Source organism: Actinomadura sp. K4S16 (assembly GCF_008327685.1).
Taxonomy (GTDB): domain Bacteria; phylum Actinomycetota; class Actinomycetes; order Streptosporangiales; family Streptosporangiaceae; genus Spirillospora.
On sequence record NZ_BDDE01000010.1, the window covers coordinates 837,735 to 860,298 of the forward strand.

Genomic DNA, 22,564 nt, shown 5'->3' on the forward strand with positions numbered 1-22,564 from the left:
CCCTCTCACCCGTTCCGGGGGTTCTTCGAATGGCAAGCGCCGGGTAGACAGGCGGTCATGGGCGAACTGATCCTGGTGCGGCACGGGGAGACCGAGTGGAGCCGGGCGCGGCGGCACACCGGGCGGACGGACGTGCCGCTGACCGCGCTGGGCGAGAAGCAGGCCGGCGCGCTGCGCGGCGCGCTGGCCGGGCGGACCATCACGCGGACGCTGGTCAGCCCCGCGGAGCGGGCACGGCGGACGGCCGAGCTCGCGGGCCTGCCGGCGGACGATGCAGACCCCGACCTGTGGGAGTGGGACTACGGCGGCTACGAGGGCGTCAGCTCCCAGGAGATCCGCAAGGAGCGCCCCGGCTGGTACCTGTGGGACGACGGCGTGGTTCCGGGCGACGCCGGCCATCCGGGTGAGACGGTGGGGCAGGTCGGCGCGCGGGCGGACGCCGTCCTCGCGCGGACGCGGCCGCTGCTCGCGGACGGCGACGTCGCGCTGGTCGCGCACGGGCACGTCCTGCGGGTGCTGACGGCGCGGTGGCTCGGACTGGAGCCCGCGCTGGGGCGGCTGTTCGCCCTCGACACCGGGACCGTTTCGGCGCTGGGCACCGAGCACGACCGGCCGGTCATCAGCGCGTGGAACGTGCCTGCACCGTGAGCGCGACGTCCAGCGCATAAGGTACCTGTTGGGGGATGTCCCCCAGGGGTACCCGGGCGTGCGCCCCCGGAAGGATTGCGAGGACGGAGATGGCGACCAGCGAGACCCCCACCCGCGGGTACACCGCCACCAAGGACCAGTTGCAGACGCGGCTGGCCCGGATCGAGGGCCAGGTGCGCGGCATCGACCGGATGGTCGAGGAGGACCGCTACTGCATCGACATCCTCACGCAGATCAGCGCCGTCCAGGCGGCGCTGGACAAGGTGGCGCTCGGCCTGCTGGACGGGCACGTCCGGCACTGCGTGGCCGAGGGCGCCGAGGAGGGCAAGGGCGACGCGATGTCGACCGAGCTGATGGCGGCCGTCGGGCGGCTCATGCGCCGCGGCTGAGCGACCCGCCGGGAGCGGCGGCCGACGACTGACGGATCTCGGGGCGTTTCGCGCCCAGACCGACGGAAACGGGGCAACCGGAACCCGACGCGAGGAGGCCGACCATGGCCGAGAGCCCTTCCACGGGGGTGGCGCCGCCGGGAGGCGCCGCGGGCGGAGAACGCCTCGACCGGCCGACGATCGTCCTCGGCCTGGTCATCGTGTCGGGGACCCTCATGGCGATCCTCGACACCACGATCGTCAACGTCGCGCTGGAGACGCTCGGGCGCGACTTCTCCACCGGCCTGTCGACGATCCAGTGGGTGATCACCGGCTACATGCTGGCGATGGGCACCGTCATCCCGCTCACCGGCTGGGCCGTCGACCGGTTCGGCGGGCGCCGCGTGTGGATGACCTCCATCGTGCTCTTCGTCCTCGGGTCGGTGCTGTCGGGCGCGGCCTGGGACATCGGGTCGCTGATCGTCTTCCGGGTCGTGCAGGGGCTCGGCGGCGGCATGCTCATGCCGACCGGCATGGCCATCCTGACGATGGCGGCCGGGCCGCGCCGGATGGGCCGCGTCATGAGCATCGTCGGCGTCCCGATGCTGCTCGGGCCCGTGCTCGGCCCCGTGCTCGGCGGCTGGCTGGTCCAGGACGTCGACTGGCGCTGGATCTTCTTCGTCAACCTGCCCGTCGGCGCGCTCGCCCTCGCGCTCGCCTGGTGGAAGGTGCCGCACGACCACGGGGCGCACACGGCGCCCGGCCTCGACCTGCGCGGCCTGGCCCTGCTGCCGCCCGGGTTCGTCCTGCTCATCTACGGCCTGTCCACGGCGAGCAGCGGCGGCGGCTTCGGGCGGCCGGCCACGATCGCCTGGCTGGCCTGCGGCGCGGCCCTGGTCGGGCTGTTCGCGCTGCACAGCCTGCGCCGGCGCGAGCGCGCGCTGATCGACGTGCGGCTGTTCGCCGACCGGACGTTCGCGACCGCGGCCGTCGCGGTGTTCCTCGTCGGGATCGCGCTGATGGGCTCGATGCTGCTGATCCCGCTGTACTACCAGACCGCCCGCGGCGAGGGCGCGTTCGCGGCGGGCCTGCTGCTCGCCCCGCAGGGCCTCGGCGCCGCGACCGCGATGCCGCTCGCCGGCGTGGTGACCGACAAGCTCGGCGCCGGGCGGATCGTCCCGGTCGGCATCGTCGTGCTGGTCCTCGGCACCGTCCCGTTCGCGATGGTGAGCGCGGACACCTCCTACTGGCTGCTCGGCGGCGCCCTCTACGTGCGGGGCCTCGGGCTCGGCTGCACGATGATGCCCACCATGTCGGCGGCGCTCACGACGCTGGGCCGGGCGGTGGTGCCGCGGGCGAGCAGCACGCTGAACATCATCATCCAGCTCGGCGGGTCGGTGGGCACGGCGCTGCTCGCCGTCGTCCTGTCCCGCCAGATCAGCGACCGGATCCCGCAGGCGGGCGGCGGGGGCGGCGCCGCGGGCGCCATGGGGCAGCTCCCCGAGCGGGTCCGCGAGCAGCTCGCGCCCAAGCTGGCGGCCGCGTTCGCGCACACGTTCTGGGTCGCCCTCATCCTCACCGCGCTGCTGATACTGCCCGCGCTGCTCCTCCCCCACCACAGCGCCCGCGACCGCGACACGGTGCCGGACGCTCCCCCGGCGGGGTGAGGCTCAGGAGGCGATCGACCAGCTGGCCGGGCCCGTCTCCTGCTCGCGCGTGAGCCGCTTGGCCCGCCGGGCGTCCGGCGAGTACCGGAACCTCTCCGGGACGACCTGCGTGGTGCGGTAGAGCCCCTTCAGCGTCACCGTCGCGGCCAGGTCCGACGTCGGCAGCCCGGGCAGCCCGTACATGCGGCGGGCCCAGCGCGGCAGCGTCGACACGACCAGCACCCCGAGGCCGGGCGCCGCGAGCTTCAGCGGCAGCAGCGGCCGCGGCACGGCCGGGCTGAACATGCGGCGGAGCCCCTCGCGCGCCTCCCGGCACGCCCAGATCCGCCGCCGCATCTCCTCGTAGTAGTCGCGCATCTCGGCGACGGTGGCCGGCACGTCCGCCGGGTCGAGGCCGACGACCTCGGCGGCGCGCCGCTGCTCGTCGACGAACGCGTCGGCGTCGCGTGCGGTCAGCGGCACCCCGGCGCGGCGCGCCACGTCCAGGTAGGAGTCGACCTCGCCCATGTGGACCCACAGCAGGTTCTCGGGGTCGTCCACCGGGAAGGCCTCGCCGGTGCGCATGTCGAGGCCGGTCAGCTTGGAGTGCAGCCGGCGGACGCGGCGGCCCACCCGCTCGACCTCCTCGTGCGTCCCGTAGGTGCGGACGCGGACGAACTCGACCGTCCGGACGAGCCGCGCCCAGGCCGCGGAGGGGTCCATGAGCTCGGAGTTCTGCGCGGTCCCCCACATCGTGCGCGGGTGGAGCGCCTGGAGGAGCAGCGCCCGGATCCCGCCGACGATCAGCACGGGCTCGCCCATGACGTGCCACGTCACCGAGCCCGGCCCGAACAGCCCGTGGTCCTCGCCGGCCCCGTGGCCCGCGCCGAGCTCGTGGACTCCGCCGCCAGCCTCGGGCACCCCGTTGATCTCGTGCACCTCGACCGCCTTCCGCCGCCGCGATCGAACATTTCGCCCGTACCGCGTAATTGGAGGCTTACCCTGCCATGACGGCGGTCACACGATCAATCCTGGTCGTCCTCCGCGATCGCCTCGTCCCGCTCCCCCGGCTCGGTCTGCTCGGTGACCCAGGCGAGGTAGTCCATGCTGCCCGCCACCACCGGCGTCGCGATGATCTCCGGAGTGTCGTAGGAGTGCCCCTCGGTGATCAGGGTGGCCAGCTCGTCGAACCGGTCGGCGGAGGTCTTGAAGAGCACCAGCCACTCCTCCGCCGACTCGATCTCGCCCTCCCACCAGTAGGTGCTGGCGATCGGACCCACCAGCTGCGCGCAGGCCGCGAGCCGCTCGGCGACCGCCGACCGGGCCAGCTCGGCGGCCTCGGCGCGGGAGTCGGTCGCGGTCGTCACCTGCACGTATGAGTGCGCCATGGCACGACTCCTTCCCGTTCACCGCCCGGGCACGCACCCGGGTAGGCAAGTGTCAACGGGCCGGACGGACGACGAGCGCGCTGCCGCCGCCGCGCCGGGTCGGCTCGGCGACCGCCTGGACGAGGCCGGGCCGCAGGAACTCCAGCCCGGTCGCGGCGCCGATCACGCCCCGCGGCGGGCCGGGGAACAGCTCCAGCCGGTGGCCGCGGGCCGCGAGGTCGCGGCCGTACCGGTCGATGAACGCCTGCTCGGCGAAGACCTGCGGGGTGTTGCGCTGCGTCGCGCGCGGCGCGGCGAGCGCGGTCGGCAGGTCCATGCCGAGGTCGACGCGGTTCATCAGGATCTGCAGCACGGTGGTGATGATCGTCGAGCCGCCGGGCGTGCCGACCGCGAGCATCGGGCGCCCGTCCTTGAGCACGACGGTCGGCGCCATGCTGCTGCGCGGCCGCTTGTGCGGGCCGGGCAGGTTCGGGTCGGGCGCCTGGCCGGGCGCCGGCGGCTGGAAGGAGAAGTCGGTCAGCTCGTTGTTCAGCAGGAACCCGCGTCCTGGAACGGTGATGCCGCTGCCGCCGAACTGCTCGATCGACAGCGTGTAGGAGACGACGTCCCCCCACTTGTCGGCGACGACGAGGTGGGTGGTCTGCGGGCCCTCGAACGCCAGCGCCCTCGTCTGGGTGCCCGCCGGGACGCACGGGTCGTAGCGCCCGTCGGGCGAGCCGGGGGCGACCGGCGCGGGGGCCGCCTGGTCCGGCTTGATCTGGCAGGCGCGCTCGCGGGCGAACCCGGAGGAGAGCAGCTCGTCCAGCGGCACGTCCACCTTGTCGGCGTCGCCGACGTAGCGGCCGCGGTCGGCGTAGGCGAGCTTGGACGCCTCCAGGTAGTAGTGCAGGGCCGTGACCGGGTCGCGCGGGTCGAGCCGGAAGTTGCCGAGGATGTTGAGCGCCTCCCCGACCGTGGAGCCGCCGGACGACGACGGCGGCATGCCGTACACGTCCGCGCCCCGGTAGGAGACGTGGGTGGGCTTGCGCGGCACCGCCCGGTACTCGGCGAGGTCGCCGCGCTCCATCAGGCCGGGGCGGACGTTGCGCTCGGCCTCCGGGTCCACCGGCGGCTCGGCGACCGTCCGTACGATCTCCTGGCCGAGCCCGCCCCCGTAGAACCAGCCCGTGCCGCGCCTCGCCAGCTGGCGGTAGGTGTCGGCGAGGTCGGGGTTGCGGAACACCGAGCCGACCTCGGGCACCTTTCCGCCGGGCAGGAACAGCTCCCGGGTCGGGACGATGTCGCGGAAGCGCGCCTCGTTCACCGCGGTCTGGTCGTGGAACTCCTGGTCCACGACGAACCCCCGGTCCGCCACCCTGATCGCCGGACGCAGCAGGGCGCCGAGGTCGCGGGTGCCGAAGCGGCGCAGCGCGAGGTCCCACTGGGCGAGGGTGCCCGGCACGCCGACGCTCAGCCCGCTGGTGACGGCCTGGTCGAACGGCAGCGGCTTGCCGGTCGCCGGGTCGAGGAACGAGTCCGGCCGCATCCGCCGCGGCGCGAACTCGCGGCCGTCGAACGTGTGGACGCGGCGCGTCCTCGCGTCGTAGTACGTGATGTAGCCGCCACCGCCGATGGCCGACACGTACGGCTCGGTGACCCCGAGCGTGGCGGCGGACGCGACCGCCGCGTCCATCGCGTTGCCGCCGCGCCTGAGGACCTCCAGGGCCGTCCGGCTGGCGTCGGGGTCGACGGTGGAGACCGCGCCCCCGAACCCGGTCGCGACCGCCTGCTTGGCCGGCGGCGCGGGATGCCCCGGCGCGGGCCGCGGAACCGGCGCGGCGCCCGCGGCGGCCGGGGTGGTGAGAGACGCGGCGGCCGTCAGCGCGGCCACGGCGGCGGTGACGGCCGTGCGCCGCCTCTTGCGAACCGGCGGCACGGGCGGGCGGAGCGGGGACGATGCTCGGGAGAACGACGACGCTTGCGAGGGCGACGGGGAGCGCAACACCGGACCTCCAGACGAACGCGGCGCCCCTACGGTGCCATCGATCTTGGCCCCGCGCCACCGTCCGCGTCGGCCGACCTCGGACGCGCCCCCCACGTGGTCCACACGGGGCAAAGATCATTAAGCGCTTTCCCCATTGGAAATGAGGCGTATTCGCTCGGAACGCTCCACCAGAAAGGGATTCGGCCTCCCCTGTGCCGAGCGTGAGGGACCCGCTGCGGCACGTCGTCGACCTGCGGTTTGGCAGCATCCGCCAACGGCGCGAGTACAGCAATCACCCACAAAACGTTGCTATTTTGCCCATACTTGGTGAATTCTTAGGGACTTCGGCAAGCCATCACCTCGCGAACAGCGGCGCGGGTTCAGGCCCTGGGGGACCACCTATGACCTTGGACGTGCGCATGCGCAACAACATGTTCCGCCGGCTGCCCGTCGAGCAGGCGACCGGCCGGCTCTACGGCGGGCGGCACCGGCTCCGCGTGGTCTACCGGACCCGCGACCTCGTGGTGCTCGGCCTGGGCGTCATGATCGGCTCCGGCATCTTCAAGATCGCCGGCGAGCAGGCGTCCAGCACGGCGGGACCCGGCGTGCTCGTGTCGTTCCTCATCGCGGGCGGCGTGTGCGTGCTGGCGGCGCTCGCCTTCGCCGAGCTCTCCTCGATCATCCCGGTCGCGGGCAGCGCCTACTCGTTCAGCTACGTCGCGTTCGGCGAGGTCTGGGCGTGGGTGGTCGGCTGGGCCCTGCTCATGGAGCTGCTGCTCGCCGCGTCGGTGCTCGCGCGCGTCTGGTCCCTCTACGCGACGCAGGCCCTGCACGACTTCGGGGTGCCGATCCCGGGCTGGCTCGGCGACGTGATCGGCCAGCAGAAGGGGCCGGACGTGTTCGCCCTCGGCATCCTGCTGCTGGTCGTCCTGATGCTCGCCAGCGGCAGCCGGCTGAGCCTGAAGTCGCTGTGGTTCATGGTGATGGCCAAGGTCATCGTGATCGGCCTCGTGATCGCGACCGCGCTGAAGTTCTTCCACCCCGGCAACCTCACCCCGTTCCTGCCGCCCTCCCAGCCCGCGCCCGCGGGCGACAAGACGGTGCTGGACGCCGTGCTCGGCGCGGTCGGCGGCGGCACCCCGCAGGTGTTCGGGGCCTGGGGCATGTTCGCGGCCGCGCCCGTGATCGCGTTCGCCTACATCGGGTTCGACCTGATCGCGACGGCGTCGGAGGAGACCGACGACGCGCCCCGCAAGGTCCCGCGCGGGATCCTCACCGCCCTGCTCACCGCGATCGTGCTGTACGTGGCCGTCGCGTTCGCGCTGGTCGGCATGATGGGGATGGACGGCATCGCCAAGCTGAACTCCGACAAGCTGCTGCTCGCCGCCGCGTTCGACTCGGTCGGCGCGGGCGCGATGGGCAAGATCGTCGACGTGGGCGCGATGCTCGCGCTGACCACCGTGATCCTGGTGCTGATGATCAGCCTGACCCGGGTGGTGTTCTCGATCTCGCGGGACGGCCTGCTGCCGCGCCCCCTGGCCGCGATGAGCCGCTACAAGGTGCCCTCCCGCGCCACGCTCCTCGCCGGCGGCGCGGCCGTGGTGATGTCGCAGACGATCGACGTGCTCACCCTGGAGCAGCTCGTCGTGATCGGCTCGCTGTTCGCGTTCCTGTTCGTCGCGGCGGCGGTGCTGGCGCTGCGCCGCTCGCAGCCCGACCTGCACCGCCCGTTCCGGATGCCCGCGGCGCCGCTGGTCGTCCTCGTGACGATCGTCGCGGTCGGCTGGCTGATGCTGAACCTCAACGTGCGGACGTGGGGGTACTTCGCCGTCTGGATGGCCGTCGGGCTCGTCATCTACCTGCTCTACGGGCGCCGCAAGAGCCAGATGAAGCTGCTCCTGGACTCGCCGCCCGAGCGCCCGCTCGCCGCGCGGCTCGCCCCCGCCCCGCCGCCCGGCATGGCACCGCCGCCCGGCATGGCGCCACCCCCGGGCATGGCGCCGCCGCCCGGCACGCGGGACCCCTACTCCTCCCCCGGGCCCTACGGGACGGGAGGCTGGCCGGCCGAGCGGCGGCCCGGCACGCCGGAGACCCCCTACCCGACCGGCCGGTACTCGGCGGGACGGCAGCCGGGCGGCCAGTTCGCCCGCGAGCCCCAGCCCGGCGAGCGGTACCCGTCCGGCCCGGTCGAAGACCCGTACGCGCTGGATCCGGGCGTCCCGGACCCGTACTCGTCCGGCGGCCACGACTCCGGCGGCCACCGGGCCGGACCGTACGGCCCGCAGGGCGGGCGCGGCCAGGGCGGGGAGCACCACGAGCCACCGCACGGCGGCCGGCACCGCCGCTGACGAGTCCGCGCCGGAGAACTTCTGTTTTGTAGAGTTCCGCCGAACCGAGGCTCCACCGGACACCCGAGGGCGTCTCGAACGAGGGCGCCGCCCCCTTCCCGGGGCGGCGCCCTCGTTCCGTCTCCGGGGAACGGACTGGACAGCGGCCTCCGTCCGGGTTATGTTCTTCTCATATCGAGATGAACTCACTTTGAGATTTACTCAGTCCGAGATCGATGGGAGGAAGCGGATGGCCCCCGAGCCGAGGCGCGAAGAGAGCGAGTTCCTCGCGAACTACGATCCGCGCGACTACGACCCGGTCGCCGTGACGGTGGACGTGGTCGCGCTCACCATCCGCGACGGCGCCCTCCACGTCCTGCTGGTGCGGCGGGGGAACGCCCCCTACGAAGGGATGTGGGCGCTGCCCGGCGGGTTCGTCCAGGCGGGCGGCCCGCTCCAGGGCACCGACGCCGAGGACCTGCCCGACGCGGCCGTCCGGGAGCTGGCCGAGGAGACCGGGCTCAGCGCCAAGGGCGGCATGCTCGGCCGGGTCCACCTGGAGCAGCTCGGCACCTACGGCTCCCCCGGCCGCGACCCTCGGATGCGCGTCATCTCCGTCGCCCACCTGGCGTTCGCGCCCGAGCTGCCGGACCCCGAGGCGGGCGGCGACGCGGCCGACGCCGCGTGGGTGCCGGTGGACGCGCTGGGCCTGACCGAGTCCGGGGACCAGCGCCCCGGCACCACCCGCCGGCTGGCGTTCGACCACGCGCGGATCCTGTCGGACGGGCTGGAGCGGGCCCGCGGGAAGCTGGAGTACACCCCGCTCGCCACGGCGTTCTGCGGCGGCGAGTTCACCATCCCCGAACTGCGCGCGGTGTACGAGGCGGTGTGGGGCGAGGAGCTGCACGCCGGCAACTTCCACCGCAAGGTCCTGTCGGTGCCCGGGTTCGTGGAGAGCACCGGCGCGACGTCCGACCGCGGCGGCCGGCGCGGCGGCCCGCGCCCCCGCCTCTACCGCGCGGGCGACGCCCGCCTCCTGCACCCGGCGCTGCTGCGGCCGAGCAGGGAGGAGGAAATCAGATGAGCGGAGCGAACCGGGGGGTGTGGGGGGTCGGCCCCCCACAGGAGGCACAGATGAGCGGAGCGAACCGGGGGGTGTGGGGGGTCGCCACCCCACAGGGAGCACAGATGAGTGTGGTCGGGTTGGAGGATGCGCTGGCGCTGCTGGACGGGGCGCGGGTGCCCGCGGACCTTTTCGGCGACGACGAGGCGGAGGCGGTGCGGCGCTACCGGCGGCTGGCCCGGCTCGTCCACCCCGACGCGAACGGCGGCCGGACCCGGGACGCGTTCGTCAGGCTGACCTCGCTCTGGCGCGCCTACAACCGCGGCGACGAGACGCTGATCACCACGCGCCGCCACGCGTACCGGCTGGAGGGCGACCCCATCGGCGGCGACCTCGCGGTGCTGTACGCGGCGCGCCCGGAGCCCGGCCGCGAGGTGCTGCTGAAGATGCCGCGCGACCCGGCCGACGGCGACCTGGTCGAACGGGAGGCCGTGGCGCTCCGCCAGCTGGTCAAGGACGGCGACGGGCGGTTCCTGCCGTACGTCCCGCGGCTGGTCGAGTCGTTCCGGCACCGCGACGCCGCCACCGGCGCGCAGCGGCAGGTCAACGCGATCGAGGCGCTGGACGGCTTCCACACCCTGGCCGAGGTAGGGCGCGCCTACCCCGGCGGCGTCGACCCGCGCGACGCGGCCTGGATGTGGCGGCGGCTGCTGGCGGGCCTCGGCTTCGCGCACCGCGCCGGCGTGCTGCACGGCGCGGTGCTCCCCGACCACGTGATGATCCATCCGGAGAAGCACGGCCTGGTCCTGGTCGACTGGTGCTACTCGGTCCCCGGCTGCTACGCGCACACCGACCCCTCGGGGCGCGTCCCGGCGATGGTCGACCGGTACGCCGGCCGGTACCCGCCCGAGGTGCCGGGACGGCGGCCGGCGAGCCCGGCGACCGACATCTTCATGGCCACCCGGTGCATGACCGAACTCATGGGCGACAAGGCCCCGAAGGCGATGCGCTCGTTCGCGCGCGGCTGCACGCTGCCCGCGCAGAACCGGCGCCCCTCCGACGCCTGGCGACTGCTGGCCGAACTCGACGAGCTGCTGGAGCGGCTCTACGGCCCGCGCCGCTTCCGCCCCTTCCACCTGCCCGTTCCCGCCTGAAGGAGAGACCATGGGAAGCGGAAACTGGTCCACCGACGTCTACGCCGCCCGCGCGAGCTACCGCGCGTCCACCGGCGCCAGCGCGTTCGCCTACTCCGACGGCGGCGCCACCACCGTCCACCCCGACCTCGACCCGCGCGGCGTGACCGCCCGGGAGAGCCGGGACTCGGACGACCACCCCGAGTCGGTCGCGATCGGCGTGCTGTTCGACGTGACCGGCTCGATGGGGACCGTGCCGCGCACGCTCCAGTCCAAGCTCCCCGACCTGCTCGGGCTGCTGCTGCGCAAGGGGTACGTCGAGCACCCGCACATCCTGTTCGGCGCGGTCGGCGACGCGACCTGCGACCGGGCGCCGCTGCAGATCGGGCAGTTCGAGGCCGACAACCGGATGGACGACGACCTCGGCAAGATCCTCCTCGAGGGCGGGGGCGGCGGCCAGATGCGCGAGTCGTACGAGCTGGCCATGTACTTCATGGCGCGGCACACCTCGATCGACTGCTTCGAGAAGCGCGGCAGGCGCGGCTACCTCTTCATGATCGGGGACGAGCTGGCCTACCCGGCGGCGAAGCGGCGCGAGATCGCCGCGGTGATCGGCGGCGAGCCGGACGAGGACGTGCCGATCGCCGAGCTCGTCCGCGAGCTGCGGCGCAAGTACGACGTGTACTTCATCATCCCCGAGGGCGCCTACCACTCCGGGAGCCGCGAGCTGAAGGACTTCTGGCAGGGCCTGCTCGGCCAGAACGTGCTCTACCTGGACGACCTGGACGCGGTCTGCGAGACGATCGCGCTGACGATCGGGCTCGCCGAGGACGCCATCGACCTCGGCGAGGGGCTGGAGCACCTGGCGGAGGCGGGCTCGGACGCCGGCGCCTCGGTGTCGCGGGCGCTCGCCCGGCTGGACGCCGCCCGCGCCCCGGTCGCGGTCTCCGCCACGCCGCCCGGCCTGGACTCCGCCGGCCCGTCCGCGACGACCCGCCTCTGAGCCATGGGCCACGTGATCGTCGTCGACCTCGGCTTCGGGGACGCGGGCAAGGGCACGGTCGTCGACCACCTCTGCCGCACCGCCGCGCTCCCCGCGCCCCCTAGGGCGGTCGTGAGGTTCAACGGCGGCGCGCAGGCGGCGCACAACGTCGTCGCGCCGGACGGGCGGCACCACACGTTCGCCCAGTTCGGCTCGGGCACGTTCGTGCCGGGCGTCCGCACGCACCTGTCGCGGTTCATGCTGGTCGACCCCCTGGCGCTCGCGGCCGAGGCCGACCACCTGCGGACGCTCGGCGTCACGGACGCGCTCGCCCGGCTCACCGTCGACCGGGACGCGCTGCTGACGACGCCCTACCACCGGGCCGCCAACCGCGCGCGGGAGTCGGCGCGCGGTGCGGCCCGGCACGGGTCGTGCGGGATGGGCGTCGGCGAGACCGCATCCTACGCCCTGGCGCACGACGACGCGCCGCGGGCGGGCGACTGCCTGTCGCCCGCCCGGCTGCGGCGCCGGCTCGCCGCCGTCCGCGACTGGTACAGGGCCGTGTTCCCCGACGGCGAGGAGGTCCCGGACGTCGGCGCCTGCGCCGACGCCTTCACCGCCTTCGCCGAGCACGTGCGGATGGTCGGCCCCGACCACCTGGCCGCCCTGCTCCGCGCCGGGGACGTTGTGTTCGAGGGCGCCCAGGGCGTCCTGCTGGACGAGTGGCACGGCTTCCACCCGTACACGACGTGGTCGACGACGACGTTCGCCAACGCCGAGACGCTGCTCGCCGAGGCGGGCGCGTCCGCGGCGCGGCTCGGGGTGCTGCGCGCGTACGCGACCCGCCACGGCCCCGGCCCGTTCGTCACCGAGGACCCGGCGCTGACCGCGGACCTCCCCGACCCGCACAACGGCACGGGACGCTGGCAGGGCGCGTTCCGCGTCGGCCACCTGGACGCCGTCGCCCTCCGGTACGCACTGGAGGCGGCGGGCGGCGTGGACGGCCTGGCGGTCACGCACCTGGACGTAGCGGGGGCACGTCCGGACCTGCGTGTCTGCCGCTCCTACGAGATGGACGGCGGACGGGTCGGGCGGCTGGAGACCGGGCCGCCCGACCTCGACCGCCAGGCCGCCCTCACCCGCCGCCTCCTGGCGGCGCGCCCCGTCTACGCCCCGCTCGGCGATCCCGTGGAGACGATCGAGGACGCGCTGGGCGCGCCCGTCGTCCTGCGCTCCTACGGGCCGACCTCAGCCGACAAGAAGGCTGACCAGTTCCGGACACCCATTGACCTGAGCGTGCACTGAGACCAAGATCCCGCTATCGCCGCGGATCCCCCGGAGGTGGACGTTGCGTCTCCCCCAGCGCACCCTGTCGGCATTCGCGGCGCTCGCCGCGTCCCTCGCGCTGCTGACCGGCCCGGCCGCCGCGCCGCCTGCCGCGGCGCAGGAGGGCGACGGCTGCGACCCGATCGACCCGGCCGCGTGCCTGCTGCCGTTCCCGAACGACTGGTACACGGTCGCGGACGGCGGCACGGCCACCGGCCGCCGCGTCCACATGCGCACCACGCTGAAGAACGCGCTCGGCGTCCCCGTGTCGCCGGCCGAGTGGAACCGCGCGGACGGCTTCTCCCCCGGTTCGATGCTGCTCAGCCGCGTCCCCGGCCTCGACCTCGCCCGCACCGGCGCCGCGCCCGTCACCGACATCGGCGCCTCGCTGCGCGACGACGCCCCGATCGTGATCGTCGACACCGCCACCGGTGAGCGCTGGCCGTACTGGGCGGAACTGGACGCCAACGCGCCCGCCGACCGCCGGGCGCTGATCGTCCGCCCGGCCCGCAACTTCCGCGAGGGCCATCGCTACGCCGTCGCGCTGCGCAACCTGCGCGACGCGTCCGGGAACCCGATCGGGCCGAACGCCGCGTTCGCCAAGATCCTCGGGCCGGACCTGCCGTCGACCGACCCGCTCGCGGCGCGGCAGCGCCAGGAGAAGCGGGTCCTCGCCGCGCTCAAGGCCCGCGGGGTGGGCCGGGACGGCCTCTACCTCGCCTGGGACTTCACCGTCGCGAGCCGGCAGAGCCTCACCGGGCCCGTGCTGCACATGCGCGACGACGCGCTGCGCGGGCTCGGCGACCGCTCCCCCTCGTTCCTCGTGACGCAGGTCGCCGACGACGTGGACGACAAGATCGCCCGCGAGGTGAAGGGGATCGTCTGGGCGCCGAGCTACCTCGACCAGTACGGCGGGGTGCCCGGATCGTCCCTGCACCGCGGCGCGGACGGCCTGCCCTCGCGGCTGCCGGGCAACTCCCAGGCCGTCCCGTTCCAGTGCGAGATCCCGCGCTCGGCGCTCACCCGGCCCGCGCGCCCCGCCCTCTACGGGCACGGCCTGCTCGGCAACGAGGGCGAGGTCGACGCGGGCAACGTCAAGGCGATGGCCGCCGAGCACGGCTTCGTGTTCTGCGCGACCAAGTGGATCGGCATGGCGGACGAGGACGTTCCGAACGTCGTCTCCGCGCTCGCCGACCTCACCCGCTTCCGGACGGTCGCGGACCGCCTCCAGCAGAGCCTCGTGAACTTCACCTTCCTCGGACGCGCGATGACCCGCGGGTTCGCCGGGAACCAGGCGTTCCAGAACGCCGCGGGCGCGCCACTGATCGACACCGGGGCCGAGCTGACCTACGACGGCAACAGCCAGGGCGGCATCATGGGCGGCGCGCTCACCGCGGTCTCGCCCGACGTCCGCCGCGCCGTCCTCGGCGTCCCGGCGATGAACTACAGCACGCTGCTCAACCGCAGCGCCGACTTCCCGCAGTACGCGAAGGTCCTCGACCTGTTCTACCCGGACAGGCTCGACCAGCAGATCGGTCTCGCGCTGATCCAGATGCTGTGGGACCGCGGCGAGGCCAACGGCTACGCGTGGCACATGACGGACGACCCGCTCCCGAACACGCCGAAGCACCGGGTGCTCATGCACGTGGCGTTCGGCGACCACCAGGTCGCGCCGGTCGCCGCCGAGGTCGAGGCGCGCACGATCGGCGCCCGCGTCCACGCGCCGACCGTCGTCCCCGGGCGGGTCCCGGACGAGGCGCCCTACTGGGGCATCCCGACGTTCGGCTCGTCCTACGGCGGTTCCGCCATGGTCGTCTGGGACAGCGGCTCGCCGGTCCCGCCGCTCACGAACACGCCCCCCACCGAGGGGCGCGATCCGCACTCGGATCCGCGCAACAACGCCGACGCGCGCCGGCAGAAGGCGGTGTTCCTCACGACGGGCACCGTCGTGGACGTCTGCGGCGGGGGACCCTGCGTGATCACGCCCTGACCGGCACCTGAGATGATCGTGGGCATGCTCCAGGTCTGCCCGAACGGAAGCCGGACCGAGGGCGTGCCGACGTCCCCGGAGGAGATCGCCGCCGCGGTCCGCGCCGCCGCCGACGTGGGCGCTCAGGACGCCCACCTGCACCCGAAGGACGACGCGGGCGCCGACACGCTGCGGGCGCCCCGCGTCGCCGAGACCGTCGCCGCCGTCCGCGCCGCCGTCCCGTCGATGCCCGTCGGCGTGACGACCGGCGCCTGGGCCGCGCCCGACCCGGTCGAGCGCGCCGCCCTGGTGCGCTCCTGGACGGTGCTTCCCGACCACGCCTCGGTGAACTTCCACGAGGAGGGCGCCGAGCTGGTCGCCGAGGCGCTGTTCGAACGCGGCGTCGCGATCGAGGCCGGCGTCTTCTCCGGCACCGACGCGGCCGAGCGGTTCCTGCGCTGGCCGCACGCCCACCACGTGCTGCGGATCCTGGCGGAGGTCACCGACACCGACCCGGAGACGGCGACCGACACCGCCAAGGACCTCCTGCACGAGCTCGGCACCCGGCTGTCGCGCCCGATCCTGCTGCACGGCGAGGAGGGCGGGGCCTGGCCGGTGCTGCGGCTCGCCGTCCGGCTGAACCTCGACGTCCGCATCGGGTTGGAGGACACCCTCGAACTGCCCGACGGCTCGCCCGCCACCGACAACGCGGTGCTCGTCCAGACGGCCCGCGCCCTCCTGCCCTAGGCGGGTCCCTAGGCGATGCGGGGCCCGCGTCAGGAGCGCGGGTTGTGGCCCGCGGAGTCCAGGCGGGCCCAGTCGGCCTCCCACATCTCGTCGCGGTGCCGGTCGCAGCGGCGGCGGACGAAGGCGTAGGCGCACAGGACGGGGACCGCGCAGCCGAGCACGGTGGCGCCGGCCGCGTAGGCGGCGTCGGTGACGGTGCGGCTGTGCGGGCGGGGCCGGACGGTCGGTTCGCCCTGCCGGTCCACCCAGATCGTCCGGTGCGCGCCGACCTTGGCGTTCTTCCAGCTCGGCAGCGTCCCGACGTGGGGCCGGCCGTCCGCGCCCGGCCAGCTGGCCTGGACGGTCTCGTGGATGTAGCGGTCGCCGGAGGAGCCGAGGCCGCCGGTCGAGGTGACCGTGGCGACGACCTGGTGGCGCTCCGCCCGCTCCGCCTGCTCGGCGCGCGTCCCCGCGGAGTAGGACCAGGACGCCGTCCAGGCGGCGAGCGGCGGGGCGACGGCGAGCAGCAGCAGGAGGAGGCCGAGGGCGATCAGCCGCTGGACGCGGTCGACCGGGCGGCGCAGTTCGCTGCGCTCCAGACCGAGCCGCCGGCGCAGCCTGGCGGCCGGCGTGCCTCCCGGCCCGATGCCGGACCCGCGCATCTGCGATCACCTCCCCGGGTGTGCCCTCCCGGCAAGAGGCCTTTAGCCGTCCTTTCCCAGGATATTCCCGCGTTCGTTGATCGGCACATCTCCGGTGGCCGAATCATTTCCCATTTCAGGGCCGTTATGCCGAGCCGATGACCGGATCCGGCCATCGGGCAGGGCCCCGGCGCCCTCCGGCGTCCCGGCGCCTCGCGGGCCCCCGGCGGCCAGGGCGAGGAGCGCGCCCAGCAGGCACATTCCGGCGGTGATCCAGAAGATCTCCTGGTATTCGGTCCGCAGCGCGTCCTGAAGGGCGGCGTTGTAGGTCTTCATCTGCCGCGCGAACTCGTCCTTGGACATCAGGAACGGCAGCGGCGGCTTCAGGTCGGCGGTGAGGGCGTGGAACCGGTGGAACCCCCACGCGGTCAGCGCGGAGATCCCGAGCAGCATCCCCATCATCCGCGCGACGACCACGGCCGCGGACGCGACGCCGTGCCGCGCCGCCGGGACGAACGCCAGCACCGCCGACGACACCGGCGCGATCACCAGGCCGAGGCCGAGGCCGGTCACCACGAGGTCGACGTCCATCCTCGGCAGCGGGCCGTACGACGCGCTCGCCAGGTCGGCCGGCCAGCCGGCGATCAGCAGGTAGCCGCCGGCGGAGACGGCCATCCCCACCGCCATCGGCCACCGCTCCCCCACCCGCCGCGCCACCAGTCCGCCCGCCACCGCCGCGACGGGCAGCGCCACGAGGAACCGCGTCAGCAGCAGCGCGCCGTCCGTCGCGTCCTTGTGCAGGACGGTCTGCGCGACCAGCACGACGTCCACCAGCGTCACCATCAGCGCCGCGCCCGACAGCAGGCTCACGCCGAGCGTCGCCAGCAGCGGCCCGCGCCGCACGCCCGACAGGTCGAGCAGCCGCGTCCGGGACCTGATCTCCCACAGCACGAACACCGCCAGGACGACGGCGCCCGCGCCCAGCGCCGGCAGGCCCCACGACGGCAGCGCCGCCTCCTCCGGCTCGGGGTTGTAGACGGCGACGACCAGCAACCCGAGACCGAGCGCCAGCAGCAGGCCGCCCACGACGTCCACGCCCGGCCGCGCTTCCTGTGGGGACCCGGCCGCGCGCCCGCCCGGCACGGCGGCCTGCACGGCCGCCATCGCGACCGCCACGAGCGGCAGGTTGATCCAGAAGACCGCCCGCCAGTCGAACGCCGCGGCGATCCCCGCCCCGTACAGCGGGCCCAGCACGCTCCCCAGCTCCTGCGCCGCGCCCACCGCGCCGAGCACGACCGGCCGCTGCCGCTCCTCCCAGAGGTCACCGGCCAGCGCCATCGTCACGGGCAGCAGCGCACCGCCCGCCACGCCCTGCACCACCCGGCCCGCCGTCAGCACCGGGACGTCCTGCGCCAGCGCCGTCACCACCGACCCGACCGCGAAGAACACCAGGCAGGCCTGCAGCACCGGCCGGCGCCCGAACCGGTCCGACAGCTGCCCGAGCAGCGGCATCGCCGCCACGTACCCCAGCAGGAACCCGGTCAGGACGGGCGTCACCCGCTCCAGCCGGTTCACCGGGATCCCGAGGTCCTTGACCACCGGCAGCAGGATCGTCGTGACGACGTAGGCGTCCAGCGCGGCCAGCAGCACCACCGCGCCGCCGGCCCCGATCGCGACCCGGCGACGCGCGCTCACCGCGGCGCGCTGATCTTGTACGGCGCGTCGAACTCGGTGAACCTGATCACCACGGCGCCCTGCCCCTTCGGGAACGCGCCCCGCACCTTGAGCAGCCGGTGGTCGGCCCTGCTCACCCACACCTGGCCGTCCATGTCCTCGTTGATGCCCGGGATGAGGCCCGCGACCTGGTCCTTCGGCAGCTTCGCGGCCACCCGGTAGGCCTCCTTGCCGTCCACCTTCTCCACCGCCTCCGGCGACGGCTCCCGCGCCGACGTCAGCAGCTTCACGATCCCCCGCTGCGGATCGAGCACCGCCGCCGGGTCGTAGACGCTCGCCGCCAGGGCCTTCGGCAGCTTGCGCCAGCCGCCCGTCCCGGCGTCCAGGTAGATGCTGTCGCCGACCGCGACGACCTTCATCTCGACGTTCTGGCCCTGCTGCTCGACCGTCAGCGTCCCCTGGGCGTCGCCGCTGCGGAGCAGCTTCATGTCGCCGCTCTTCACCATGACCGGGGTCTTGCCGTCGGACTCCAGGGTGAACGCGACGCTCTTCAGGGCCCCCATGGCCTGCGCGGCCTGCCGAAGCGTCTGCGCGGCGTCGAAGTCGGCCTTCTTCGCGGGCCCGCCGGACCCGCCGTCGCAGGCGCCGGCGAAGACCAGCACCAGCAGGACGGGCACGAGAGCGAGGATGCGTCTGGACATACGCGGGACCCTACCGACGGGTACCCGGACCCGTCACTCGGTACCAGGTTTGACTTCCTCCTCCGCCTGAAGGCGGAGGACCCCAGCGGTCGCCCGCCGGGTTTCCTGCTTCGCCGACGACCGCCCCGTCCGGGAGGAGCCCCGTTGAGGTCTTACACCGTCTCCACAGGCGGACACCGCCAGCCCGGCGGCCAGAAGGTTCCGCGCCGCGTTCACATCGCGGTCATGCACCGCGCCGCACTCGCACGTCCATTCGCGGACGTCCAGCGGCAGCGTCTCGCGGACGGTTCCGCAGGTTCCGCACAGCTTGGTAGAGGGGAACCAGCGGTCGATCACGATGAGTTCGCGGCCGTACCAGGCGCACTTGTACTCCAGCATCGAGCGCAGTTCCCGCCACGCCGCATCGGAGATGGCGCGGGCGAGGCTGCGGTTCTTGAGCATGTTGCCAACGGCGAGGTCCTCGATCACGACCGTTTGGTTCTCACGGACGAGACGGGTCGACACCTTGTGCAGGAAGTCGCGGCGCCGGTCGGCGATCCGCGCGTGCACGCGCGCGACCTTGCGGCGGGCCTTGTCCCGGTTCGCCGAACCCGGGGCTTTGCGGGCCAGCTCGCGCTGCGCCTTGGCCAGGCGGGCGCGGTCACGCCGCTCGTGCCCAGGGTTGGCGATCTTCTCCCCGGTGGACAGGGCCATCAGACGGGTGATCCCCGCGTCCACCCCAACCGCGTTCTCCGTGGCCGGCGCCGCAGGGATGGTGTCCTGGCACAGCAGGGACACGAACCAGCGGCCCGCGCCGTCGCGCGACACCGTCACCGTGCTCGGCTCCGCGCCCTGGGGCAGGGGCCGCGACCAGCGGATATCCAGTGGCGCCGTCATCTTCGCCAGCGTCAGACATCCCTCGCGCCAGGTGAAGGCGCTGCGGGTGTACTCGGCCGACGCCCGCGACCGCTTGCGCGACTTGAACCTCGGGTAGGCGGCACGCTTGGCGAAGAAGTTGGCGAACGCCATCTGCAGGTGCCGCAGCGCCTGCTGGAGCGGCACGCACGACACCTCGGACAGGAAGGCCAGTTCCGCGGTCTTCTTCCACTGCGTCAGCGCGGCCGACGACTGCGCGTAGGAGATGCGGCGCTGCTCGTCGTACCAGGCCCGGGTGCGTTCCTCCAGGGCCTTGTTGTACACCAGGCGCACACAGCCGAACGTGCGCGACAGCTCGGCCGCCTGCTCGCTCGTGGGATAGAAGCGGTATTTGCACGCACGCTTGACCTGCCGCGCCATGGCTCATGTTCTAGCAGCCTCGGTGCCAGCCAGCCTGGCGGACATCGAAACGTCCCGGCTTTCCTGACCTTGCCCCCAATCTCCCGTTTCCTCCCCTCCCTGAAGACCTGGGCGTCCACGAAGGAGACCGAGGACATCCCACCCCTCAGGCAGGACATCCCGTTGCGGAGACATCGCGTTTGAGGGGACATCGGCGTTCGCGGTGGCCGCCGTGAAACGCCCGCCGCTAGGATTGCACCCGGCGAAGTCCCCGGACGGTGCGGGGCGACGCCACGGGGCGGTAGCTCAGCTGGTCAGAGCAGGAGACTCATAATCTCCCGGTCGCGGGTTCGAGTCCCGCCCGCCCTACACACCCGGCGAACCGTTCCCGAGAACGGAGCGGCCCTTTCCGGTATCCCCCTGTACAGGCCCTAGGCGGGCCATTCCGGGCGGCGCTTCTCCAGGAACGCCGTCATGCCCTCCTGCGCCTCCGGGGTCTGGCTGGAGGCGGCCATCACCTCGACCGCGTAGGCGTAGGCGTCCTGCTCGGGACGGTCGAACTGGGCGTACATCGCCTGCTTGCCGAGGGCCTTGCTGCGCGGGCTGCCCTGGGTGGCGCGCCGCAGGAGGTCCTGGACGGCCTTGTCGAGCTCCTCGTCGGGCACCGCGTAGTTGACCAGGCCCCACTCGGCGGCCGTGGCGGCGTCGAACACCTCGCCGGTGAGGGCCATCTCGGCGGCGCGCTTGCGGCCGACGTTGCGGGAGATCGCCACCAGGGGCGTGTGGCAGAACCAGCCGCCCTTGCCGCCGGGCGCCGCGAAGCCCGCGCTCCGCGCGGCGACGGCCAGGTCGCAGCTCGCCACGAGCTGGCAGCCGGCGGCGGTCGCGAGGCCGTGCACGCGCGCCACCACCACCTGCGGGACGGACTGGATCGTCCGCATCAGGTCGGTGCACACCCGCAGCAGGTCGCGGACGTCGGCGTGGGACGCCCCGGCCATGTCGGCGAAGTCGTGCCCGGCGGAGAAGACCGGGCCGTTCGCGGCGAGGACCACCCCGCGGGCGTCGGTCCCGCCGACCTCCTGGAACGCCTCGGTGAGCCGGACGAGGAAGGCGCGGGAGAGCGCGTTGCGGCGGCGCGGCCGGTTCATCGTGATCGTGGTGAAGGGGCCGTCGCGGTGCAGCAGGACGTCGTCTTCGCTCATGTCCCCGACGTTACGTCAGACCCTCGTCGTACGGTGGTCGGGCGTCCGCGAGCCGAGGGGGGCATGGCCTTGAAACTTCTCACCGCCACCAACTCCAGCCAGGGATTCCGCGACAACGACTTCGACTGGTGCGTCGAAGGCGAACTCGTCCACATCGGCATGGTGTGCGCCCGCGACCGGAACGATCCCGACGGCGGCTGCGGATGCGGCCGCTCCTTCGCCGGGCTCAACTCCCACCGCGCCACGACCACCGCGATGGTCCGCGAGGTCCCCGGCTTCACCGACGCCGACTACGTCCTGGCGATCCGCTCCAGCCTCGAGCAGCAGGGCTGCGACCCCTCCTTCGCCGAGCACGAGGCGGCGCTGCTGCGCTGCCTCGTGCGCGACTGGCCGGTGGGGGTGGTCGTCGAGCGGCGGCTGGATGAGATCGTGGTGAGGCAGGTCGTCCAGCCCTAGGTTCGGGAGGTGCGCGATGCTCGTCGCGTTCTCGGTCACCCCGCTCGGTGCGGGCGAGGAGGTCGGCGAACTCGTCGCCGAGGCGGTCCGGGTGGTGCGGGCGAGCGGCCTGCCCAACCGGACCGACGCCATGTTCACCACGATCGAGGGCGAGTGGGACGAGGTGATGGCCGTGGTGAAGGCCGCCACCGACGCGGTCGCGGCCAGGGCGCCGCGGGTGAGCCTCGTCGTCAAGGCCGACATCCGGCCCGGCGTGACCGGCGCCCTCGACGCCAAGGTCGAGTCGGTGGAGCGCCGCCTCAGGTGAAGCAGGCGCGCACGCCGTTCTCGCCGCCGCGCGAGAAGCTGCGCAGCCGCTGGACCGCCGAGCCGTGGTCGCCGGGCTTGGTCCACGGCGCCTTGTCGCCGATGACCTTGAAGGCGTCCACCAGCTCCTGCTCGTCGCCGTCCTCGAACTTCAGCGTGCCGTCGTCGGACGAGCCGTAGAGGACGGCGCCCGCGAGGCAGTCGGCCTGGAGTTCCGCCGCGGGCGACACCAGCCCGCGGCGGAGCCGGTTCTGGATCGCGTGGCCCCACTCGTGCGAGATCACCAGGTAGACCCACGCGTCGCCGCGCGCGTAGCCCGACCGCATCAGGTGGGCGTCCCAGGCGACGAAGTCCCCGGCCGGGCAGTAGGCCGCGTTGTCGGGTTCGAGGCGCTCGCGGCCGCACACCGGCGCCGAGGCGGGGTCGCGGCCGTCGTAGAGGCCGGCGACGCGCGGTGAGTCGTACTCACCGGTGAACAGGCGGTCCCAGTGCCGCCGCCAGAAGTCGTCGGTGATCGTCACGGCGGTTCCGACGTCCTCCTGGAACTCGCGCTCGTCGAACCCGCGCGGAGTCCCCCCGGCCGGCGCGCCGGACGCGGCCCGGGTGCCCTGCGCGGCGGGACGGGCCGCGCCCGACTGGGCGGGGTCGAACCCGCAGGCGCCCGTGAGCGCGGCGGCCAGCGCGAGAGCGCCGGCGAGAGCGCCGGGCCGCCGCGAACGGTTCCGTGCCGTCTGCCTCATGACGGGTCATACGCACCCGGGCCCCCGGAAGGTCGAACGCCCGCCCGATTC

Annotated in this window: 21 protein-coding genes and 1 tRNA gene; 13 read left to right on the top strand and 9 right to left on the bottom strand. The window is 73.7% G+C overall.

The window, feature by feature from the left end; translation table 11 throughout:
• Positions 1–57 precede the first annotated feature (57 nt).
• From K4S16_RS04665 to K4S16_RS04675, 3 genes are all read left to right on the top strand, one after another.
• A complete protein-coding gene (locus tag K4S16_RS04665) occupies positions 58–648 on the top strand; it encodes a histidine phosphatase family protein (RefSeq protein ID WP_149257503.1) in 591 nt (196 codons plus the stop codon).
• Between the two features lie 89 nt (positions 649–737).
• Positions 738–1,037 carry a metal-sensitive transcriptional regulator gene (locus K4S16_RS04670; RefSeq protein ID WP_117399389.1) on the top strand — a complete coding sequence of 100 codons (300 nt, stop codon included), beginning with the start codon at positions 738–740 and terminating at the stop codon, positions 1,035–1,037.
• 104 nt (positions 1,038–1,141) lie between these two features.
• The gene (locus tag K4S16_RS04675) at positions 1,142–2,683 is read left to right on the top strand and encodes a DHA2 family efflux MFS transporter permease subunit (protein ID WP_149257504.1); all 1,542 of its coding nucleotides are present in this window, start codon (positions 1,142–1,144) and stop codon (positions 2,681–2,683) included.
• Between the two features lie 3 nt (positions 2,684–2,686).
• On the opposite strand, the gene K4S16_RS04680 is transcribed toward K4S16_RS04675, so the two are convergent.
• The 3 genes from K4S16_RS04680 to ggt form a co-directional block, all read right to left on the bottom strand.
• Positions 2,687–3,601, bottom strand: a complete 915-nt coding sequence (locus tag K4S16_RS04680) for an oxygenase MpaB family protein (RefSeq protein WP_235036568.1) — start codon at positions 3,599–3,601, stop codon at positions 2,687–2,689.
• Between the two features lie 86 nt (positions 3,602–3,687).
• Positions 3,688–4,050 (bottom strand): divalent-cation tolerance protein CutA, encoded by a 363-nt coding sequence (gene cutA / locus K4S16_RS04685; protein WP_149257505.1) that lies wholly within the window; start codon positions 4,048–4,050, stop codon positions 3,688–3,690.
• 52 nt (positions 4,051–4,102) lie between these two features.
• On the bottom strand, positions 4,103–5,965 hold the full coding sequence (gene ggt / locus K4S16_RS04690; RefSeq protein WP_375708321.1) for a gamma-glutamyltransferase: 1,863 nt from the start codon (positions 5,963–5,965) through the stop codon (positions 4,103–4,105).
• Between the two features lie 449 nt (positions 5,966–6,414).
• On the opposite strand from ggt, the gene K4S16_RS04695 reads away from it, so the two are divergent.
• The 7 genes from K4S16_RS04695 (at position 6,415) to K4S16_RS04725 (ending at position 15,560) form a co-directional block, all read left to right on the top strand.
• Positions 6,415–8,361: an amino acid permease gene (locus K4S16_RS04695; protein WP_235036570.1), complete on the top strand. Its 1,947-nt coding sequence runs from the start codon at positions 6,415–6,417 to the stop codon at positions 8,359–8,361.
• A 229-nt stretch (positions 8,362–8,590) separates the two neighbouring features.
• Positions 8,591–9,424 (top strand): NUDIX domain-containing protein, encoded by an 834-nt coding sequence (locus K4S16_RS04700; protein ID WP_149257506.1) that lies wholly within the window; start codon positions 8,591–8,593, stop codon positions 9,422–9,424.
• Positions 9,425–9,528: 104 nt separating this feature from the next.
• Positions 9,529–10,557, top strand: a complete 1,029-nt coding sequence (locus K4S16_RS04705) for a molecular chaperone DnaJ (RefSeq protein ID WP_149257507.1) — start codon at positions 9,529–9,531, stop codon at positions 10,555–10,557.
• A gap of 10 nt (positions 10,558–10,567) precedes the next feature.
• Entirely contained in the window at positions 10,568–11,539 is a 972-nt protein-coding gene (locus K4S16_RS04710) for a hypothetical protein (RefSeq protein ID WP_149257508.1), read from the top strand.
• Positions 11,540–11,542: 3 nt separating this feature from the next.
• Positions 11,543–12,823, top strand: a complete 1,281-nt coding sequence (locus K4S16_RS04715; RefSeq protein ID WP_149257509.1) for an adenylosuccinate synthetase — start codon at positions 11,543–11,545, stop codon at positions 12,821–12,823.
• A gap of 43 nt (positions 12,824–12,866) precedes the next feature.
• A complete protein-coding gene (locus tag K4S16_RS04720; RefSeq protein WP_235036571.1) occupies positions 12,867–14,834 on the top strand; it encodes a hypothetical protein in 1,968 nt (655 codons plus the stop codon).
• A 24-nt stretch (positions 14,835–14,858) separates the two neighbouring features.
• Positions 14,859–15,560 carry a 3-keto-5-aminohexanoate cleavage protein gene (locus tag K4S16_RS04725; RefSeq protein ID WP_149257510.1) on the top strand — a complete coding sequence of 234 codons (702 nt, stop codon included), beginning with the start codon at positions 14,859–14,861 and terminating at the stop codon, positions 15,558–15,560.
• A gap of 29 nt (positions 15,561–15,589) precedes the next feature.
• On the opposite strand, the gene K4S16_RS04730 is transcribed toward K4S16_RS04725, so the two are convergent.
• The 4 genes from K4S16_RS04730 to K4S16_RS04745 are packed head-to-tail and all read right to left on the bottom strand — an operon-like array spanning position 15,590 to position 19,830.
• On the bottom strand, positions 15,590–16,201 hold the full coding sequence (locus K4S16_RS04730; RefSeq protein ID WP_149257511.1) for a hypothetical protein: 612 nt from the start codon (positions 16,199–16,201) through the stop codon (positions 15,590–15,592).
• 42 nt (positions 16,202–16,243) lie between these two features.
• Complete coding sequence (locus K4S16_RS04735; RefSeq protein ID WP_149257512.1) at positions 16,244–17,875, bottom strand: MFS transporter; 1,632 nt, start codon at positions 17,873–17,875, stop codon at positions 16,244–16,246.
• Positions 17,872–18,555 carry an LppX_LprAFG lipoprotein gene (locus K4S16_RS04740; RefSeq protein WP_149257513.1) on the bottom strand — a complete coding sequence of 228 codons (684 nt, stop codon included), beginning with the start codon at positions 18,553–18,555 and terminating at the stop codon, positions 17,872–17,874. The genes K4S16_RS04735 and K4S16_RS04740 overlap by 4 nt, the downstream gene beginning before the upstream one ends.
• Before the next feature lie 33 nt (positions 18,556–18,588).
• Entirely contained in the window at positions 18,589–19,830 is a 1,242-nt protein-coding gene (locus K4S16_RS04745) for an RNA-guided endonuclease TnpB family protein (protein WP_149257514.1), read from the bottom strand.
• Positions 19,831–20,104: 274 nt separating this feature from the next.
• On the opposite strand from K4S16_RS04745, the gene K4S16_RS04750 reads away from it, so the two are divergent.
• Positions 20,105–20,178 (top strand) — tRNA-Ile (locus K4S16_RS04750).
• Positions 20,179–20,240: 62 nt separating this feature from the next.
• Here the strand turns inward: K4S16_RS04750 and K4S16_RS04755 are convergent.
• Complete coding sequence (locus tag K4S16_RS04755; protein WP_149257515.1) at positions 20,241–21,011, bottom strand: enoyl-CoA hydratase-related protein; 771 nt, start codon at positions 21,009–21,011, stop codon at positions 20,241–20,243.
• A gap of 63 nt (positions 21,012–21,074) precedes the next feature.
• Here K4S16_RS04755 and K4S16_RS04760 point away from each other — a divergent pair, with 63 nt between their 5' ends.
• Positions 21,075–21,467, top strand: coding sequence for a hypothetical protein (locus tag K4S16_RS04760; RefSeq protein ID WP_149257516.1), 393 nt, complete (start codon positions 21,075–21,077; stop codon positions 21,465–21,467).
• Between the two features lie 16 nt (positions 21,468–21,483).
• On the top strand, positions 21,484–21,774 hold the full coding sequence (locus tag K4S16_RS04765; RefSeq protein ID WP_141577257.1) for an MTH1187 family thiamine-binding protein: 291 nt from the start codon (positions 21,484–21,486) through the stop codon (positions 21,772–21,774).
• Here the strand turns inward: K4S16_RS04765 and K4S16_RS04770 are convergent.
• Positions 21,767–22,513, bottom strand: coding sequence for a neutral zinc metallopeptidase (locus tag K4S16_RS04770; RefSeq protein ID WP_149257517.1), 747 nt, complete (start codon positions 22,511–22,513; stop codon positions 21,767–21,769). The two genes, K4S16_RS04765 and K4S16_RS04770, sit on opposite strands and share 8 nt — an antisense overlap.
• Positions 22,514–22,564 lie beyond the last annotated feature (51 nt).

What these genes read in the sequence shown, in the direction of transcription:
- K4S16_RS04665 (WP_149257503.1), top strand. Translation starts at nt 58, where the DNA reads ATGGGCGAACTGATCCTGGTGCGGCACGGGGAGACCGAGTGGAGCCGG.
- K4S16_RS04670 (WP_117399389.1), top strand. Translation starts at nt 738, where the DNA reads ATGGCGACCAGCGAGACCCCCACCCGCGGGTACACCGCCACCAAGGAC.
- K4S16_RS04675 (WP_149257504.1), top strand. Translation starts at nt 1,142, where the DNA reads ATGGCCGAGAGCCCTTCCACGGGGGTGGCGCCGCCGGGAGGCGCCGCG.
- cutA (WP_149257505.1), bottom strand. Translation starts at nt 4,050, where the DNA reads ATGGCGCACTCATACGTGCAGGTGACGACCGCGACCGACTCCCGCGCC.
- K4S16_RS04695 (WP_235036570.1), top strand. Translation starts at nt 6,415, where the DNA reads ATGACCTTGGACGTGCGCATGCGCAACAACATGTTCCGCCGGCTGCCC.
- K4S16_RS04700 (WP_149257506.1), top strand. Translation starts at nt 8,591, where the DNA reads ATGGCCCCCGAGCCGAGGCGCGAAGAGAGCGAGTTCCTCGCGAACTAC.
- K4S16_RS04705 (WP_149257507.1), top strand. Translation starts at nt 9,529, where the DNA reads ATGAGTGTGGTCGGGTTGGAGGATGCGCTGGCGCTGCTGGACGGGGCG.
- K4S16_RS04710 (WP_149257508.1), top strand. Translation starts at nt 10,568, where the DNA reads ATGGGAAGCGGAAACTGGTCCACCGACGTCTACGCCGCCCGCGCGAGC.
- K4S16_RS04715 (WP_149257509.1), top strand. Translation starts at nt 11,543, where the DNA reads ATGGGCCACGTGATCGTCGTCGACCTCGGCTTCGGGGACGCGGGCAAG.
- K4S16_RS04725 (WP_149257510.1), top strand. Translation starts at nt 14,859, where the DNA reads ATGCTCCAGGTCTGCCCGAACGGAAGCCGGACCGAGGGCGTGCCGACG.
- K4S16_RS04730 (WP_149257511.1), bottom strand. Translation starts at nt 16,201, where the DNA reads ATGCGCGGGTCCGGCATCGGGCCGGGAGGCACGCCGGCCGCCAGGCTG.
- K4S16_RS04740 (WP_149257513.1), bottom strand. Translation starts at nt 18,555, where the DNA reads ATGTCCAGACGCATCCTCGCTCTCGTGCCCGTCCTGCTGGTGCTGGTC.
- K4S16_RS04745 (WP_149257514.1), bottom strand. Translation starts at nt 19,830, where the DNA reads ATGGCGCGGCAGGTCAAGCGTGCGTGCAAATACCGCTTCTATCCCACG.
- K4S16_RS04755 (WP_149257515.1), bottom strand. Translation starts at nt 21,011, where the DNA reads ATGAGCGAAGACGACGTCCTGCTGCACCGCGACGGCCCCTTCACCACG.
- K4S16_RS04760 (WP_149257516.1), top strand. Translation starts at nt 21,075, where the DNA reads ATGGCCTTGAAACTTCTCACCGCCACCAACTCCAGCCAGGGATTCCGC.
- K4S16_RS04765 (WP_141577257.1), top strand. Translation starts at nt 21,484, where the DNA reads ATGCTCGTCGCGTTCTCGGTCACCCCGCTCGGTGCGGGCGAGGAGGTC.
- K4S16_RS04770 (WP_149257517.1), bottom strand. Translation starts at nt 22,513, where the DNA reads ATGAGGCAGACGGCACGGAACCGTTCGCGGCGGCCCGGCGCTCTCGCC.